This is a genomic window from Pantoea sp. nfd-35 (genome assembly GCF_056892255.1).
Window position 1 is genome coordinate 3,125,741 of sequence record NZ_CP122403.1, and the last position, 14,537, is coordinate 3,140,277.

16 protein-coding genes are annotated in these 14,537 nt (G+C 53.8%); 5 read left to right on the forward strand and 11 right to left on the reverse strand.

Annotated elements, in window-relative coordinates; translation table 11 throughout:
• Positions 1-24: 24 nt before the first annotated feature.
• The 7 genes from pxpA to P9J57_RS14600 all read right to left on the reverse strand — a co-directional run bounded on the left by pxpA (position 25) and on the right by P9J57_RS14600 (position 6,052).
• Positions 25-762 (reverse strand): 5-oxoprolinase subunit PxpA, encoded by a 738-nt coding sequence (gene pxpA / locus P9J57_RS14570; protein WP_013025052.1) that lies wholly within the window; start codon positions 760-762, stop codon positions 25-27.
• Positions 752-1,684: a 5-oxoprolinase subunit PxpC gene (pxpC, locus tag P9J57_RS14575; RefSeq protein WP_483279268.1), complete on the reverse strand. Its 933-nt coding sequence runs from the start codon at positions 1,682-1,684 to the stop codon at positions 752-754. Before pxpC ends, pxpA begins: the two co-directional genes overlap by 11 nt.
• Positions 1,678-2,334: a 5-oxoprolinase subunit PxpB gene (gene pxpB / locus P9J57_RS14580; protein ID WP_013025050.1), complete on the reverse strand. Its 657-nt coding sequence runs from the start codon at positions 2,332-2,334 to the stop codon at positions 1,678-1,680. The genes pxpC and pxpB overlap by 7 nt, the downstream gene beginning before the upstream one ends.
• Before the next feature lie 182 nt (positions 2,335-2,516).
• The gene (locus P9J57_RS14585) at positions 2,517-3,260 is read right to left on the reverse strand and encodes a type 2 GTP cyclohydrolase I (protein ID WP_116219548.1); all 744 of its coding nucleotides are present in this window, start codon (positions 3,258-3,260) and stop codon (positions 2,517-2,519) included.
• A 17-nt stretch (positions 3,261-3,277) separates the two neighbouring features.
• Positions 3,278-4,705, reverse strand: a complete 1,428-nt coding sequence (phrB, locus tag P9J57_RS14590; protein WP_483279269.1) for a deoxyribodipyrimidine photo-lyase — start codon at positions 4,703-4,705, stop codon at positions 3,278-3,280.
• A 12-nt stretch (positions 4,706-4,717) separates the two neighbouring features.
• Entirely contained in the window at positions 4,718-5,677 is a 960-nt protein-coding gene (locus tag P9J57_RS14595) for a YbgA family protein (RefSeq protein ID WP_013025047.1), read from the reverse strand.
• A gap of 174 nt (positions 5,678-5,851) precedes the next feature.
• A complete protein-coding gene (locus P9J57_RS14600; protein WP_013025046.1) occupies positions 5,852-6,052 on the reverse strand; it encodes a DUF2517 family protein in 201 nt (66 codons plus the stop codon).
• Positions 6,053-6,306: 254 nt separating this feature from the next.
• Here P9J57_RS14600 and kdpE point away from each other — a divergent pair, with 254 nt between their 5' ends.
• Positions 6,307-6,981 (forward strand): two-component system response regulator KdpE, encoded by a 675-nt coding sequence (gene kdpE / locus P9J57_RS14605; protein ID WP_442851974.1) that lies wholly within the window; start codon positions 6,307-6,309, stop codon positions 6,979-6,981.
• A 41-nt stretch (positions 6,982-7,022) separates the two neighbouring features.
• Here kdpE and pgm read toward each other — a convergent pair whose 3' ends face one another.
• Both pgm and seqA read right to left on the reverse strand, forming a co-directional pair.
• Positions 7,023-8,663 (reverse strand): phosphoglucomutase (alpha-D-glucose-1,6-bisphosphate-dependent), encoded by a 1,641-nt coding sequence (gene pgm, locus P9J57_RS14610; RefSeq protein ID WP_013025044.1) that lies wholly within the window; start codon positions 8,661-8,663, stop codon positions 7,023-7,025.
• A 25-nt stretch (positions 8,664-8,688) separates the two neighbouring features.
• The gene (seqA, locus tag P9J57_RS14615; RefSeq protein ID WP_019104980.1) at positions 8,689-9,240 is read right to left on the reverse strand and encodes a replication initiation negative regulator SeqA; all 552 of its coding nucleotides are present in this window, start codon (positions 9,238-9,240) and stop codon (positions 8,689-8,691) included.
• Between the two features lie 252 nt (positions 9,241-9,492).
• Between seqA and ybfF the strand changes: the two genes are divergently transcribed.
• From ybfF to fur, 4 genes are all read left to right on the forward strand, one after another.
• The gene (ybfF, locus tag P9J57_RS14620) at positions 9,493-10,257 is read left to right on the forward strand and encodes an esterase (RefSeq protein ID WP_442851975.1); all 765 of its coding nucleotides are present in this window, start codon (positions 9,493-9,495) and stop codon (positions 10,255-10,257) included.
• Between the two features lie 166 nt (positions 10,258-10,423).
• A complete protein-coding gene (gene ybfE / locus P9J57_RS14625; protein WP_013025041.1) occupies positions 10,424-10,708 on the forward strand; it encodes a LexA regulated protein in 285 nt (94 codons plus the stop codon).
• Between the two features lie 122 nt (positions 10,709-10,830).
• The gene (fldA, locus tag P9J57_RS14630) at positions 10,831-11,361 is read left to right on the forward strand and encodes a flavodoxin FldA (protein WP_006118431.1); all 531 of its coding nucleotides are present in this window, start codon (positions 10,831-10,833) and stop codon (positions 11,359-11,361) included.
• A gap of 335 nt (positions 11,362-11,696) precedes the next feature.
• Positions 11,697-12,140 (forward strand): ferric iron uptake transcriptional regulator, encoded by a 444-nt coding sequence (fur, locus tag P9J57_RS14635; protein WP_013025040.1) that lies wholly within the window; start codon positions 11,697-11,699, stop codon positions 12,138-12,140.
• 60 nt (positions 12,141-12,200) lie between these two features.
• Here fur and P9J57_RS14640 read toward each other — a convergent pair whose 3' ends face one another.
• Together P9J57_RS14640 and glnS are read right to left on the reverse strand one after the other, a co-directional pair.
• Positions 12,201-12,596, reverse strand: a complete 396-nt coding sequence (locus P9J57_RS14640) for a hypothetical protein (protein ID WP_013025039.1) — start codon at positions 12,594-12,596, stop codon at positions 12,201-12,203.
• Between the two features lie 231 nt (positions 12,597-12,827).
• A complete protein-coding gene (gene glnS / locus P9J57_RS14645) occupies positions 12,828-14,495 on the reverse strand; it encodes a glutamine--tRNA ligase (protein ID WP_014593181.1) in 1,668 nt (555 codons plus the stop codon).
• Between the last annotated feature and the right edge of the window lie 42 nt (positions 14,496-14,537).

Below are 14,537 nucleotides of genomic sequence, written 5' to 3' on the forward strand. Positions count from 1 at the left end.
GCTTATCAGCCCGGCGGTGCTGTTTTATTGACTGGTTACAGCAATATTGTTATTTGCGAAGCTGGCCCGTAATCGTTGAGCGAACTGCAGCGCGTGTGCGCCGTCACCATGCACGCAGACGGTCTGCGCGTTAACCGCTACCCACTCACCACTTACGCTTTTTACCCGCCCCTGCTGCACCATCATCAACGTCTGATCGATTGCCTGAGCTTCCTCTTCAATTAATGCGCCGGGTTGACCGCGGGGCACCAGAGCACCGCTGCTGAGATAACCGCGATCGGCAAAAACTTCCTCGCGGGTTTTCAGGCCATGGTGCGCCGCCGCACGAATCGATTCGCTGTTCGCCAGCCCCACGACGATCAGTCCGGCATCGACGGCCTTAACGGCACGCGCAATGGTGTCCGCCAGGCCCGCGTCGGCGGCAGCCTGGTTATACAACATCCCATGCGGCTTTACATGGACCAACGATTGCCCTTCGCTCTCCGCCAGGCTTTTCAATGCGCCGACCTGATAGATGATTTGTGCGTAAAGGGTTTCTGGCGGCAGTTGCATGGCGCTGCGACCAAAATTCTCCCGGTCAGGGAAGCTGGGATGCGCACCAATCGCCACACCGTACGCTTTGGCCCAGCGAACGGACTGCAGCATCATTTCTGCATCGCCCGCGTGAAACCCGCAGGCGATATTGGCGGAGCTTACCAGTTGCAATAGCGCACGATCGCTACTGCCGCCCTCGCCCAAATCGGCGTTTAAATCAATTTTCATTAGCCAGTCCCCATGCCATTTGATCCAGGGCGAGCTGTTGCTGCCGCTTTGCCGCCTGCGCTTCCTGAGCCGTGCAGAGAATAAAATGGATCGGTTCACCCAGACGAATCTGCGCCAGATGGTAGAGATCGCTCTCTATCACACAGGCGATGCGCGGATAGCCCCCGGTGGTTTGTGCATCCGCCAGCAATACAATGGGTTGTCCGTTTCCCGGCACCTGAATAACGCCGGGTACCAGTCCGTGAGATAGCAGCTCGCGTGAGGCCTCACGCTGCAAGGTTGGCCCCTGCAAACGGTAGCCCATGCGGTTGCTTTGCGGATTGAGTGTCCATGCCGCTCGCCACAGCTTTTGCTGTGCCTCTTCACTAAACTCATGATATTCCGGCCCCGGCAGCGCCCGAATGCGATTGCCCCACAGCAACTGCTTCACCCCTTTCTTGTGCATAAAGGGCTGCCCCGGTTTGCCCAGAGGAATACGATCGCCATCCTGCAACGTGCGCCCCTGGAAGCCGCCAAACCCGGCTTTGATATCTGTGCTGCATGAGCCCAGTACCTCTGGGACTTCGAATCCTCCCTGTATCGCCAGATAACTGCGCATACCGTGAACCGGTTTCTTTAACACCAGCACCTGGCCTTTTTTAACCGGCAACCGCCAGCCGGTCCAGACGGGTTTCCCATCCAGTTCGGCCTGACAGCCGGCGCCCGTCAGGGCGAACCAGCCATCGAGTCTGAACTCGGCTTTAAACTGGCCCAGGACAATTTCCAGAACGGCGCTGCCCGGCGGATTACCGACCAGTAAATTTGCCGTGATCATGGCAGGCTGATCCAGAACGCCACTGACGCCGATACCATACTGACGCCAGCGGTTGCGGCCCAGATCCTGAATGCTGGTGGCCAGCCCCGCCCGAAGAATTGTTAACATATACCTTCCTTTTGCGGCACAAACCGGACTTTGTCGCCGGGTTGCAGCAACGTCGGTGGCTGCTGTTGCGGAGTGAAAAGCGCCACCGGGGTTTGACCAATCAACTGCCAGCCGCCCGGAGAAGCCAGCGGATACACGCCCGTCTGGCTCCCGCCTATCCCCACCGAACCTGCCGGTACGGCTACGCGCGGTTCCGCGCGGCGCGGCATGTGCAGGCGGGGATCAAGCCCGGCCAGATAGGGGAATCCCGGCTGAAAACCAATAAAAAAGACGTCGTACTCGCTACTGCTGTGTAACTCGACCACCTGCTTTGCTGACAGTCCAGCATGATCGGCCACCTGAAGCAGATCGGGGCCTGCTTCACCGCCGTAGATAACCGGCACTTTTACCAGACGAGATCCGGTGGCCTGCGCTTCGCTTTCCAGCCACCACTGCTGAAGCTGCGCTGTGGCCTGCTGCGCGTCGGAGGGCGCCTCCTCCAGCAACAACGTGAGGTTGTTCATGCCGGGAATCACGTCCCGTATCGCGCCATGTGACTGTAAGCGCTCGCTCAACTGCCATATTCGCTGCTGACTGGTGAGGGAAACCGGCGGAGCCAGCTCCAGCACCACCGCGCGTTCGCCCAGCATGTAACATCGTGTTTCTTGCAACGCGCACCTCCCGGTTAAAAAAATGGTTGCGCTCAGGCAGTATGCTGGCGGTTGCGCTCAGGCAGTATGCTGGCGTCCAAAAGCAGGCACTGATGTTGCGGCCTTAGGAAGGTAGTTATGCGAAAGTGACAGAGAAGTGTCAATAGATTTGGGTTCTGCCGCGTGATACAGAACCCAGAGGATCAGGCAGGATTGGGGATATCAATAAAGGTCACATCAAGGCCATGCTCTGCTGCCAGCCACTCGCCCAGCGCCTGAATGCCGCAGCGTTCGGTGGCATGATGACCCGCGGCAAAAAAGTGCAGACCCTGCTCACGTGCGCTGTGAATCGTCTGCTCTGACACTTCGCCAGTAATAAATGCGTCTACCCCAAAGCCAGCCGCAGCGTCGATAAATCCTTGTCCACCGCCGCTGCACCAGGCTACACGACGAATTGCAGCAGGTGCATTATCACCGCAGTGCAGCGGTTGACGCCCTAATACCTCGGTAATACGCTGTGCCAGCTGCTCACCGGTAATGGGCTGAGCGAACTCGCCCCACGGCACCAGCGGCATGATCTCGCCTACCACATCGATCCCCAACAGCCTGGCCAGTTGCGCATTATTCCCTAACTGCGGGTGCGCATCGAGCGGCAGGTGCCAGCCATAGAGGTTAATATCGTTAGCCAACAGGGTGCGCAGCCGCTTGCGCTTCATCCCTTTAATGACCGCAGGCTCGCTTTTCCAGAAATAACCGTGATGGACCAGCACGGCATCGGCCTGGCGGGCCACCGCTTCATCCAGTAATGCCTGGCAGGCGGTCACGCCCGTAATCACCGTTTTTACCCTGGCGCGGCCTTCAACCTGAAGGCCGTTTGGCGCATAGTCGCTGAAGGCAGCGGTATTGAGCTGCTGGTTGACGATTTTTTCTAACTCGTAGTGATTCATTTCTGCTCCTTGCCGCCTCAGGCCGCGTTCTTCGCGCGCTCAAAGGCGTTGAGTGTCTTTTTACGTGCGTCCTTATGTTCCACGATTGGCGCCGGATAATCGAGTTTCTTGTTATTTTTCTGCGCCCATTGGTGAGGCTGATGGATATCGCTGTCAGGCACCTCTTCCAACTCTGGCAGATAGCGGCGAATAAACTCCCCCTCTTTGTCGAAGCGCTCGCCCTGCGTGGTCGGGTTGAAGATGCGGAAATAAGGCGCGGCATCGGTGCCGGTTGACGCCGCCCATTGCCAGCCGCCATTGTTGGCAGCCAGGTCGCCATCGATCAACTGCTGCATGAAGTACCGCTCGCCCTCTCGCCAGTCGATAAGCAGGTCTTTCACCAGAAAGCTGGCGGTAATCATGCGAAGTCGATTGTGCATCCAGCCGATGGTCTGCATCTGACGCATGGCGGCATCCACAATGGGATAACCGGTTTTCCCCGCCTTCCAGGCGTCGAAGTGCGCACTGTTACGTTGCCACGCCACGTTGCGTGTCCAGTGAACAAAAGGCTGATGTTTGCACAAGCGCGGATGTGCCACGATGAGGTGACGGTAAAATTCACGCCATATCAATTCGTTGATCCATACGGCAGCCGGACCGCTATCCAGCGCTTTGGGTTGTTCATGTAGGATTCGATGCAGGCATTGCCGCGGCGAGAGCACGCCGGTAGAGAGATAGACCGATAAACGACTGGTGCTGTCCAGCGCGGGCAAATCGCGCTGCTTTGCGTAATCGAGCACCGCCTGTTTGGCAAACTCACGTAACCGCTTAACGGCCGCCTGTTCACCGGGCGGAAACAGCGACGTGTCGATATCCGCTTTTGGATAATCAAAAGGCGGAAGGCTTTTTGGCTCTTTAAGCGGCGCACCTTCACGGGCTTTGGGAGCCGGCACACACTCGGGTAAACCCTGTTGTAGCCGCCGTAAGAAGGCCTTGCTGAACGGCGTAAACACTTTATACATCTCGCCATCGCCGGTTTGAATACTGCCCGGTGGCAGCAGCAGGCTGTCATCAAAGCCCTGGCAGACTACGTTCGCCTCATGCAGGCGTTTTTCTGCGCTGGCATCCCGTTCACGCTCATTGACTTCGTACTGGTAATTGTAGAAAAGCTTATCGACCTGCTGCTTCTGGCAGAAGCCGACCAGAAAATCGATGCTGGCCGCGAAATCATCACACTGATGAAAGTGAAGCGGAATGCCCCGCTCCGCGAGGGAGGACTGCAGCATATCCAGACTCTGATGAATAAATGCGACCTGGCGGGCCGCCATCTCATGTTGCTGCCACTGCCCGGGCGTTGCGATAAACAGCGCAATTACCCTGGCATCGGGTTGGGTGCAGGCCGCGTGCAGCGCCAGATTATCGTTAATACGCAGGTCGTTTCGCAGCCAGACTAAATGCGTGGTCATAGTACTCCTGAATCATTGTCCGTATCGCAGGCGCAGGGCTTCGGGGTAAGGATCGAAGTAACGCTGCTGCGTCAGCCAGGGGTGCGGATATTCCGCCATATAGTGCTTAAGAATCGTAATGGGTGCTAACAGCGGTTGCGTTCCCTGCCGGTAGCAGTCAATCAGCGACGTCAGCTCTTTGCGCTGAGGAGAGCTTAACTGACTACGGAAATAACCCTGAACGTGCATCAAAACGTTAGTGTGATTCGTGCGGGACGCGGGCTGTGACATCAAATCCATCAGTCGGCTGCGGTATTCAAAGGCAAAAGCCTCCAACGATTCCCACTGGTTCATTGAGGCAACAAACGGCCCCAGCTCACGGTATTTCTTCTGGGAATGCGCCAACAGCAGCAGCTTGTAGCGGCTGTGAAAAGCCATCAGGTTGTGACGAGTCAGGCCCTGTTTCCACATCTGATTAAACTCATGCAGGGCACAAATCCGGCCAATAAAATTTTCGCGCAGGGTGGGATCGTTAAGGCGACCATCTTCTTCAAGCGGTAGCCAGGGCATTTCACGCTGCAAAAAGGCGGTAAAAATGCCGGTGCCTGCTTTGCGGTTATTGTTGGTGGCGGGTTCATAAATCCTGACCCGTTCCATGCCGCAGCTGGGTGATTTTGCACACAGGATGTAGCCACAGAGATGATGAAGGGATTTAACGCGGTTTTCGGACCAGTCGCGCATTTTATCGGTGATGTCCTCTCCGCCCTCTTTACTGAAACACAGGTGCAGAGCATCATCATCGCCCATTTTAACGAGGCGTAAGGCCGGGCGAGGCGTAGGAAGGCCAATCGCCATTTCGGGGCAGACAGGTTCAAAACGTACAAAAGGGGTGAGTTGATCAGTAGCGAAAGCCAGGCGCTTATGGCCGCCATCAAATCTGACGCTCTCACCAAGCAGACAAGCGCTGATTCCAACCGGAATTTTCTCACTCATACTTGTACAACCTCCGAAAACTTGTAGAGGTTTAAGTGTAGCGCAAAATAGTGGGGAAATCAGCCTGCGGGGCTTTGCAGATGACGATAATGCTCAAAAAAAGCCCGTTCCCCGTAATAAGATTCAGGGAACGGGCCAGAAATTCAGGGGCTGAGGCGGTTTAATGCAGTCTGATTACCAAAAGACACCGGCAGCGGCTTCAGACTGTGCCAACCAGACCGGCTTGGTGCTGGTTTTGCACCACATACGATGCAGATAGCTGTAAAAGCGGGCACGATCCTTGCGAAACAGCATGACCGGCAGAGCCAGCAGGCCCAACAGGATAACCAGCGTACGGCGCAAAATGATTTTATGACGAGAATAAGTCCGGTACATGGATTCCTCCTGACGAAAAGTCGGTTAAATGTGATCTGCATCCAATATTACGCCTGATTGTGTAATTTTACTACTCATCTGACCACTAAATTTGACTATTTTTTGTACTGTTAATGACAATCTGAAAATTAGTTACATTTTGGTTAAATAATGGTTTTGACGATGATCTTTAGCGCGATTCGATGGCAACACGGACGAAAGGCTGAAAAGTTGATACAGTGTGTTTTCCCTTTTCAGGCAATGGCAGGATTGGCGTGACCACGGTTTTAATCATTGAAGATGAGAAAGAAATTCGCCGCTTCGTGCGCATCGCGTTGGAAAGCGAAGGCCTGAAGGTTTTCGATGCCGAAACGCTACAACGTGGGTTGATTGAGGCGGCGACGCGAAAACCCGATCTGGTCATTCTCGATCTCGGCCTGCCCGATGGCGATGGCAAAACCTTTATTGGCGAGCTGCGTCAGTGGAGCACGCTGCCCGTGATTGTGCTGTCGGCCCGAATCGACGAACAGGATAAAATTGACGCACTGGATGCAGGGGCAGACGATTACCTGACGAAACCCTTCGGTATTGGTGAACTGCTGGCACGCGTTCGCGTCGCCTTGCGCCGTCATGCCGGACAACATACCGATCCCAAGGTCAGCTTCGCCGACGTTACCGTGGATATTGCGGCACGTAGAGTGCTACGCGCTGGCGAGGAAGTGCACCTTACGCCGATAGAGTTTCGTTTGCTGACGACGCTGCTGAACAACGCGGGAAAAGTGCTGACCCAGCGGCAGCTGTTGAGCCAGGTGTGGGGACCAAACGCCGTTGAACACAGCCACTATCTGCGGATCTATATGGGGCACCTGCGGCAAAAGCTGGAGGAGAATCCTACCCAGCCGGTACATCTGCTCACGGAAACCGGCATCGGCTACCGGTTTATGCCATAAAAAAAGCGCCACTTAGGCGCTTTTTTCATTTAACAGGCCAATCAGGCGTTTTTCAGCACTTCGCTGACAATCTCTACCGCTTCTTTTTCTATCTGCGCGCGGTGTTCTGCGCCCAGGAAACTTTCACAATAGATTTTGTATGCATCTTCGGTGCCTGAAGGACGGGCCGCAAACCAGCCGTTTTCCGTCATCACTTTCAGGCCGCCGATAGACGCGCCATTGCCCGGCGCAGCGGTCAGACGCGCGGTGATCGGATCGCCCGCCAGCGTGTCAGCACTCACCATTTCAGGTGACAGCTTAGACAGCGCCGCTTTCTGTGCGGAACTGGCTGACGCCTGCAGGCGATTGTAGCTGGGTGCACCGAAACGCGCGGCCAGCTCATCATAGTGCTCCTGCGGGTTCTTGCCGGTGACCGCGGTAATCTCCGCTGCCAGCAGACACATGATGATCCCGTCTTTATCGGTGGACCAGGGCGTACCGTCAAAGCGCAGGAATGAAGCGCCCGCACTCTCTTCCCCACCGAAGCCAAAGCTGCCGTCGAACAGGCCATCCACGAACCACTTAAAGCCCACCGGCACTTCCACCAGCTTGCGGCCGATGTCGTTAACGACGCGGTCAATCATGGCACTGGACACCAGAGTTTTCCCCACGGCAACGTCTTTGCCCCACTGTGGGCGATGCTGGAACAGATAGTTGATGGCAACGGCCAGATAGTGGTTCGGGTTCATCAGGCCGGCAGGCGTGACGATACCGTGGCGGTCATAATCGGGATCGTTGCCAAACGCCAGGTCAAATTTGTCCTTATAGGCCAGCAGGCCCGCCATGGCAGATTCGGACGAGCAGTCCATGCGCACCACGCCGTCTTTATCAAGATGCATAAAGCGGAACGTCTGATCAACGGCGTCATTCACCAGGGTCAGATCGAGTTTGTAGTGCTCAGCAATGCGCTGCCAGTAAGCGATGCCGGAACCGCCAAGCGGATCGACGCCGATTTTCAGGCCCGCTTTTTGAATCGCCGGGAAATCGATGATCTGTGAAAGGCCTTCAACATAAGGCTGGATCAAATCTTTCTCAACCACGTGACCGCTGGCCCAGGCCTGGTCCAGTGGCAGACGCTTCACGCCTTTCAGGCCCTCTTTCAACAGCTGATTCGCGCGATCTTCAACCACTTTGGTGACGTTGGTATCGGCAGGGCCACCGTTCGGCGGATTGTATTTAATCCCGCCGTCTTCAGGTGGGTTGTGCGAAGGCGTAATAACGATGCCATCCGCCAGCTGATCGCCCGATTTATTGTGCTCAAGGATGGCGTTTGAAATCGCCGGCGTTGGCGTATAGCCATTGTCCTGTTGAACAATCACGTCTACGCCGTTTGCGGCCAGCACTTCCAGCACGGACAACAGCGCAGGTTCCGAAAGCGCATGCGTATCTTTACCTACGTAGCACGGACCGGTAATCCCGTTCTTTTTACGCTCTTCGGCAATCGCCTGAGCTATCGCCAGGATGTGCTTTTCGTTAAAGCTGTGGCGTCCTGCGCTACCGCGATGGCCTGATGTGCCAAATTTCACCGCATGTTCTGGGTTAGCCACATCGGGCTGCAGGACATAATATTGTGAAGTTAATTGTGCAACGTTAATCAAATCGCTCTGCTGGGCAGGCTGCCCGGCACGGGGGTGATTGGCCATTGGCGCTTCTCCCTGACGCTTCAGTTTAAATGGTGCCGCAAACTTTCTCTGCCAGTTCCGATGGGAACTGCATCGACAGCATAATGTGTTCAACCATGCTGCGTTTGCGACCGGTATTGGTATTGGTAATAACCCAGTACGGCGTGCCGGGAACGTGCTTCGGCTTGGTATGGGTACCGCTTTGCAGCAACGTATGTTCATCGCCCGCGAAATAGATGCGCGTGCGGCCCTGCAGCGACGTTGTCGCCTCGGCAAACGCTGCGGTATCCAGACGATAGAGCGTTGACAAGATTAGCATAAAGCGGTTAACCGCCCGCTTCTGCTCCGCATATTCATCCGACAGCATTAGCTCACGCACCGCGCGAACACGATCCTGAGGACGCGATTCATTACCTGCCGACGGTGCCGCTTTAGACGGGGCCGGTGCGGAGACGGGCTGCGTGTCATTGACCGCCGCGGGCTGACCGGCAGTAAACTTCAGCATACGGCGCAGAATATCGGATGCACTTTCGCCAATGTGTTGCGTGTGGCTGGCAATATAACGGTAGAGCTCTTCGTCAACTTCGATCGTTTTCATCTTATTCCGTACGGTTTTTTTACTCACGACAGAACCCGCGATTTTCTGAATACCCCGAGGTGCTGATCGGCATTTCAAAAAGGAGGCAGGTTCTAACATGAAGATTATAAAGTTAAATTCAGACAGGCTGATAGCATTCAAACGGTTTATGGGCAAAAGTCAGAATATGTCCTAATGCCGCCGGAAGCAGCGCGCCTGAAAAGGTGAAACCATGATAACCTAAGCTCAGGTCTCACACTTAAGAACTTTGCTATGATTTTGAATGCGCGCCTGCAAACTGAACAATCTTCTTCTGATTCCACACCTGTCCTGCTGATTCATGGTCTGTTTGGCAGTCTTGATAACCTTGGTATTCTGGCGCGAGGGCTTAAAGACGATCGACCGCTTATTCAGGTTGATGTGCGCAACCACGGGCTATCGCCGCGCGCAGACGAGATGAACTACAGGGTGATGGCTCAGGACATGCTGGATACGCTGGATGCTCAGGGGATTGAGCGGATCGCGGTCATTGGTCATTCCATGGGCGGTAAGATCGCCATGACAATGAGCGCGCTGGCACCAGAACGTATCGAACAGATGGTGATGATCGACATCGCGCCCGTTGACTATCAGACACGTCGGCATGACGAGATTTTCGCCGCTATCCGGGCCGTCACGGCCGCTGGCGTCACCTTGCGCACTGAAGCCGCAGAGATCATGCGCAACCACATTGATGAGGACGGCGTCATTCAGTTCATCCTGAAATCATTCAGTCAGGGCGAATGGCGCTTTAATGTCCCGGTGTTATGGGACAACTATGCGCTGATCTCCGGCTGGCAGGAGGTGCCTGCCTGGCCACATCCCGCGCTGTTTATTCGCGGTGGCGACTCACCTTACCTGGATAATCAGTATCGTGACGCGTTAATCAGGCAGTTCCCGGCCGCGCATGCACATGTGATCGGTGGTGCTGGTCACTGGGTCCATGCTGAAAAACCTGATGCCGTTTTACGCAGTATTCGACGCTTTTTTGCGCTTTAAAACATCTTAACTGGCTGTAAAAGTTTAAGATTGGCGTCCGCGGTTAGCCTGGAGTATGATGGCGCGCTAAATTTTTGCCGTAGGCGCGGTTGCCCGCGGGAAGAGTCAATACTTTAATCTGCGCAGCGGAAACGTCTCGTTCGCGCCCACTCAGTTGTACTAAGTCATGGCAAAAGAACACACTGACCGTACGACGCTCGATCTGTTCGCTAACGAGCGTCGCCCGGGTCGCCCAAAAACCAGTCCGCTTACGCGTGATGAACAACTGCGTATCAACAAACGCAATCAACTGAAACGCGACAAAGGGCGCGGACTTCGTCGTGTCGAACTCAAAATGAACAGTGAAGCCGTTGAAGCGCTGAATATGCTGGCTGAGCAGCGCAATCTCAGCCGCAGCGAATTAATTGAACAAATGCTGCTGGCACAACTCAAACTGGACTCACGCGGGTAAACCGCACACAGAAACAAATGTCGCGGCTTTACACATTCCGCCCTTTTGCGCGGTCTGCTATCATTTGCTGAACAGGCTCCGGCATTCATTCTATCATCAGGATTTAAGAGGTTATTTTACCCATGGCAATCGTAGGCATCTTCTTTGGCAGCGATACCGGTAACACCGAAAACATTGCAAAAATGATCCAGAAACAACTGGGTAAAGACGTTGCAGAAGTTCACGACATCGCGAAAAGCACTAAAGAAGACTTAGAAGCCTTTGACATTCTGCTGCTGGGCATCCCCACCTGGTATTACGGTGAAGCCCAGTGCGACTGGGATGACTTCTTCCCGACGCTGGAAGAGATCGACTTTAACGGCAAGCTGGTTGCGCTGTTTGGCTGTGGCGATCAGGAAGATTACGCAGAGTACTTCTGTGATGCCATGGGAACCATTCGTGACATCATCGAACCTAACGGCGCCATCATCGTGGGCCACTGGCCGACCGAGGGTTACCACTTCGAAGCGTCAAAAGGCCTGGCTGATGACAACCACTTCCTGGGTCTGGCTATTGATGAAGATCGCCAGCCAGAGCTGACCAACGAACGCGTTGATAAATGGGTTAAGCAAATTTTTGATGAGCTGCAGCTCAAAGAAATCATTGAAGCCTGATCGCGCTGAGCTCAGTGTGGACGCAGGTTCACACTGGGCAAACGGCTTTTCCTATAAAAATAATAGCTACATTTTTGTAACTTTCCCCATTTAATCTGTAGAATACCCGCATCGATCATCTGCTTATTTCCCTGGAACTGAGATGACAAAACGCGAAATGCGACTCGTCCGCTTTCCATGCCATGCGCAGCGAACATCGCCGCTGGCGCATCGCAAGGACATCGGTTTTCATTTCAGCGCATCAGTTCTATAATGAGACGCAAATGAGAATGGCGGTCGATCGACATACAGGCTACGTGCCACAAGAGTGACTAAAGTAACAGGACAATATCCGCATGACTGACAACAATACCGCATTAAAGAAGGCTGGCCTGAAAGTCACATTGCCCAGACTCAAAATTCTGGAAGTGCTTCAGGAACCTGCATGCCATCACGTCAGCGCGGAAGATCTGTATAAACGCCTGATCGACATGGGCGAAGAGATTGGACTGGCCACGGTCTACCGTGTGCTTAACCAGTTCGACGATGCAGGCATCGTGACCCGCCACAACTTTGAAGGCGGTAAATCGGTGTTTGAGCTGACGCAGCAGCACCATCACGACCACCTGATCTGTCTGGATTGCGGTAAAGTGATTGAATTTAGTGACGAATCCATTGAGACGCGTCAACGTGAAATCGCGACCCGTCATGGTATTAAGCTCACCAACCACAGCCTGTACCTGTACGGTCACTGTGCACTGGGCGACTGCCGTGAAGACGAAACGCTGCACGACAAATAAGCGCTTTCGGGTATAAAGTAAAAAAGCCGATGTTCACATCGGCTTTTTTATTGCTGTCGCTCAGGTCACGAGCGTTTCCTGCAGGTAGCGCCAGCGTGGAACAGAGGTGGTGCAGTCCAGAATCGCCAGCGAAATACGGCTTTTATTTTCACCATTCATCATCTGCAGTTCGCGATACTGAATCGTCACTTCGTTCGCATGCTCAGAAAGAATTACATGCTCACTGGTCGCAATGCGCATCCCTTCCCTTGCCCCCTGCAGTCGTCGAAAAAGATCTTCAACCTGATCCAGATTCAGCTGTTTTCCCTGCGGCGTGACCATCTTAAAATCGGGATGAAAGTGCGAGAGCAGCAGATGAAAACTGTCGCCACCATCCCGACCATGATTAAAAATATGTTCAATAAGCTGATGTAACACGACAACGCTATGTTTGGCTTCCTGTGCAAAAAGTGTCATTTTTTCCTTTTAAACCCACAAACTGATACTTCAGAGGGTTAGCCTACCTGAAAAAAAAGAATTAACACTGGGAAATTTATTAAAAAAATTAAACTGAGAGCGGTTCCACAAAAATAAAATTAATACTCTGACTCTGCTCAGGAGAAACGTCGGTACTAAAAAAAATCGCCGCAATAAAAAAGGGCGATAACTCGCCCTTTCGATTACTCTGCGGTCAACATCACAGAGAAATTATTCGCCGATTTTCGCCCAGGTATCGCGTAAACCTACCGTGCGGTTAAACACTAACTGTGAAGGGGTTGAATAAACGCTGTCGGCACAGAAGTAGCCTTCGCGCTCAAACTGGTAGGGCGCGCTGGCCACCGCATCACGCAGGCCGGGTTCAACAAAGCCCTGTTTGACTTCCAGCGAGTCGGGATTAATCGTGGTCAGGAAATCGTCTGCCGCGCCAGGATTGGGTACGCTAAACAGGCGATCGTAAAGACGGAACTCAGCGGGCAGCGCATGTTCAGCGGACACCCAGTGGATCACGCCTTTAACTTTACGGCCGTCAGCAGGATCTTTGCTCAGCGTATCCACATCACAGGTGCAGTAGATGCAGGTGATATTGCCTTCTTCATCTTTCGCGATACGCTCGGCTCGGATCACGTACGCATTACGCAGGCGCACCTCTTTACCCAGCACCAGGCGTTTATACTGCTTGTTAGCTTCTTCACGGAAATCGGCCCGATCGATCCAGATTTCGCGGCTGAACGGCACGTCGCGCGTCCCCATCTCCGGTTTGTTAGGATGGTTCGGCATGCTAAGCACTTCGTTATGGCCTGCCGGCAGGTTTTCCAGCACCAGCTTCACCGGATCCAACACCGCCATCGCGCGTGGCGCATTTTCGTTGAGATCGTCGCGGATACAAGACTCCAGCGAGGCCATTTCAACAATGTTGTCCTGCTTGGTGATACCAATACGCCGGCAAAACTCACGGATTGAGGCCGCGGTATAACCACGGCGACGCAGGCCGGACACGGTTAACATACGGGGATCGTCCCAGCCTTCCACATGCTTCTCACTGACCAGCTGCGTGAGTTTGCGTTTTGACATCACCGCATATTCAAGATTCAGGCGCGAAAATTCGTACTGACGTGGATGAACCGGAATCGTGATGTTGTCCAGCACCCAGTCATACAGACGGCGGTTATCCTGGAACTCCAGTGTACAGAGTGAATGCGTAATGCCTTCCAGCGCATCGGAAATGCAGTGGGTAAAATCGTACATCGGGTAGATGCACCATTTGTTGCCGGTTTGATGATGCTCAGCAAACTTAATGCGGTACAGCACCGGGTCGCGCATAACGATAAAGCTGGAAGCCATATCAATTTTTGCACGCAGACAGGCTTTACCTTCTGCAAATTCACCGTTGCGCATTTTTTCAAACAGGGCAAGGTTCTCTTCCACGCTGCGATCGCGGTATGGGCTGTTTTTACCCGGCGCGGTTAACGTTCCCCGGTATTCACGAATTTCTTCAGGGGTCAGTTCATCAACATAGGCAAGTCCCTTTCCGATCAGTTCAACCGCATACTGGTAAAGCTGATCAAAATAGTCAGATGAATAACGAACGTCGCCACTCCACGAAAAACCCAACCACTGCACATCACGCTTGATGGACTCAACAAATTCCATATCCTCTTTAACCGGATTGGTATCGTCAAAACGCAGATTGCACTCGCCCTGATAGTCTTGTGCAACACCAAAATTCAGGCAGATTGATTTAGCATGACCGATGTGCAGATAACCATTTGGCTCTGGCGGGAAACGGGTATGCACACTGCTGTGCTTCCCGCTCGCCAAATCCTCGTCAATAATCTGACGAATAAAGTTAGTTGGGCGGGCTTCAGCCTCACTCATCTCAAAATCCTCAACGCGTAGAAAGGGTGGTTTATACCACGT

Bases quoted from the DNA above. Each gene is read 5' to 3' on its own strand.
- pxpC (WP_483279268.1), bottom strand. From the start codon at position 1,684: ATGTTAACAATTCTTCGGGCGGGGCTGGCCACCAGCATTCAGGATCTG.
- P9J57_RS14585 (WP_116219548.1), bottom strand. From the start codon at position 3,260: ATGAATCACTACGAGTTAGAAAAAATCGTCAACCAGCAGCTCAATACC.
- fur (WP_013025040.1), top strand. From the start codon at position 11,697: ATGACTGACAACAATACCGCATTAAAGAAGGCTGGCCTGAAAGTCACA.
- ybfF (WP_442851975.1), top strand. From the start codon at position 9,493: ATGATTTTGAATGCGCGCCTGCAAACTGAACAATCTTCTTCTGATTCC.
- ybfE (WP_013025041.1), top strand. From the start codon at position 10,424: ATGGCAAAAGAACACACTGACCGTACGACGCTCGATCTGTTCGCTAAC.
- fldA (WP_006118431.1), top strand. From the start codon at position 10,831: ATGGCAATCGTAGGCATCTTCTTTGGCAGCGATACCGGTAACACCGAA.
- pxpA (WP_013025052.1), bottom strand. From the start codon at position 762: ATGAAAATTGATTTAAACGCCGATTTGGGCGAGGGCGGCAGTAGCGAT.
- P9J57_RS14600 (WP_013025046.1), bottom strand. From the start codon at position 6,052: ATGTACCGGACTTATTCTCGTCATAAAATCATTTTGCGCCGTACGCTG.
- pgm (WP_013025044.1), bottom strand. From the start codon at position 8,663: ATGGCCAATCACCCCCGTGCCGGGCAGCCTGCCCAGCAGAGCGATTTG.
- phrB (WP_483279269.1), bottom strand. From the start codon at position 4,705: ATGACCACGCATTTAGTCTGGCTGCGAAACGACCTGCGTATTAACGAT.
- seqA (WP_019104980.1), bottom strand. From the start codon at position 9,240: ATGAAAACGATCGAAGTTGACGAAGAGCTCTACCGTTATATTGCCAGC.
- P9J57_RS14640 (WP_013025039.1), bottom strand. From the start codon at position 12,596: ATGACACTTTTTGCACAGGAAGCCAAACATAGCGTTGTCGTGTTACAT.
- glnS (WP_014593181.1), bottom strand. From the start codon at position 14,495: ATGAGTGAGGCTGAAGCCCGCCCAACTAACTTTATTCGTCAGATTATT.
- P9J57_RS14595 (WP_013025047.1), bottom strand. From the start codon at position 5,677: ATGAGTGAGAAAATTCCGGTTGGAATCAGCGCTTGTCTGCTTGGTGAG.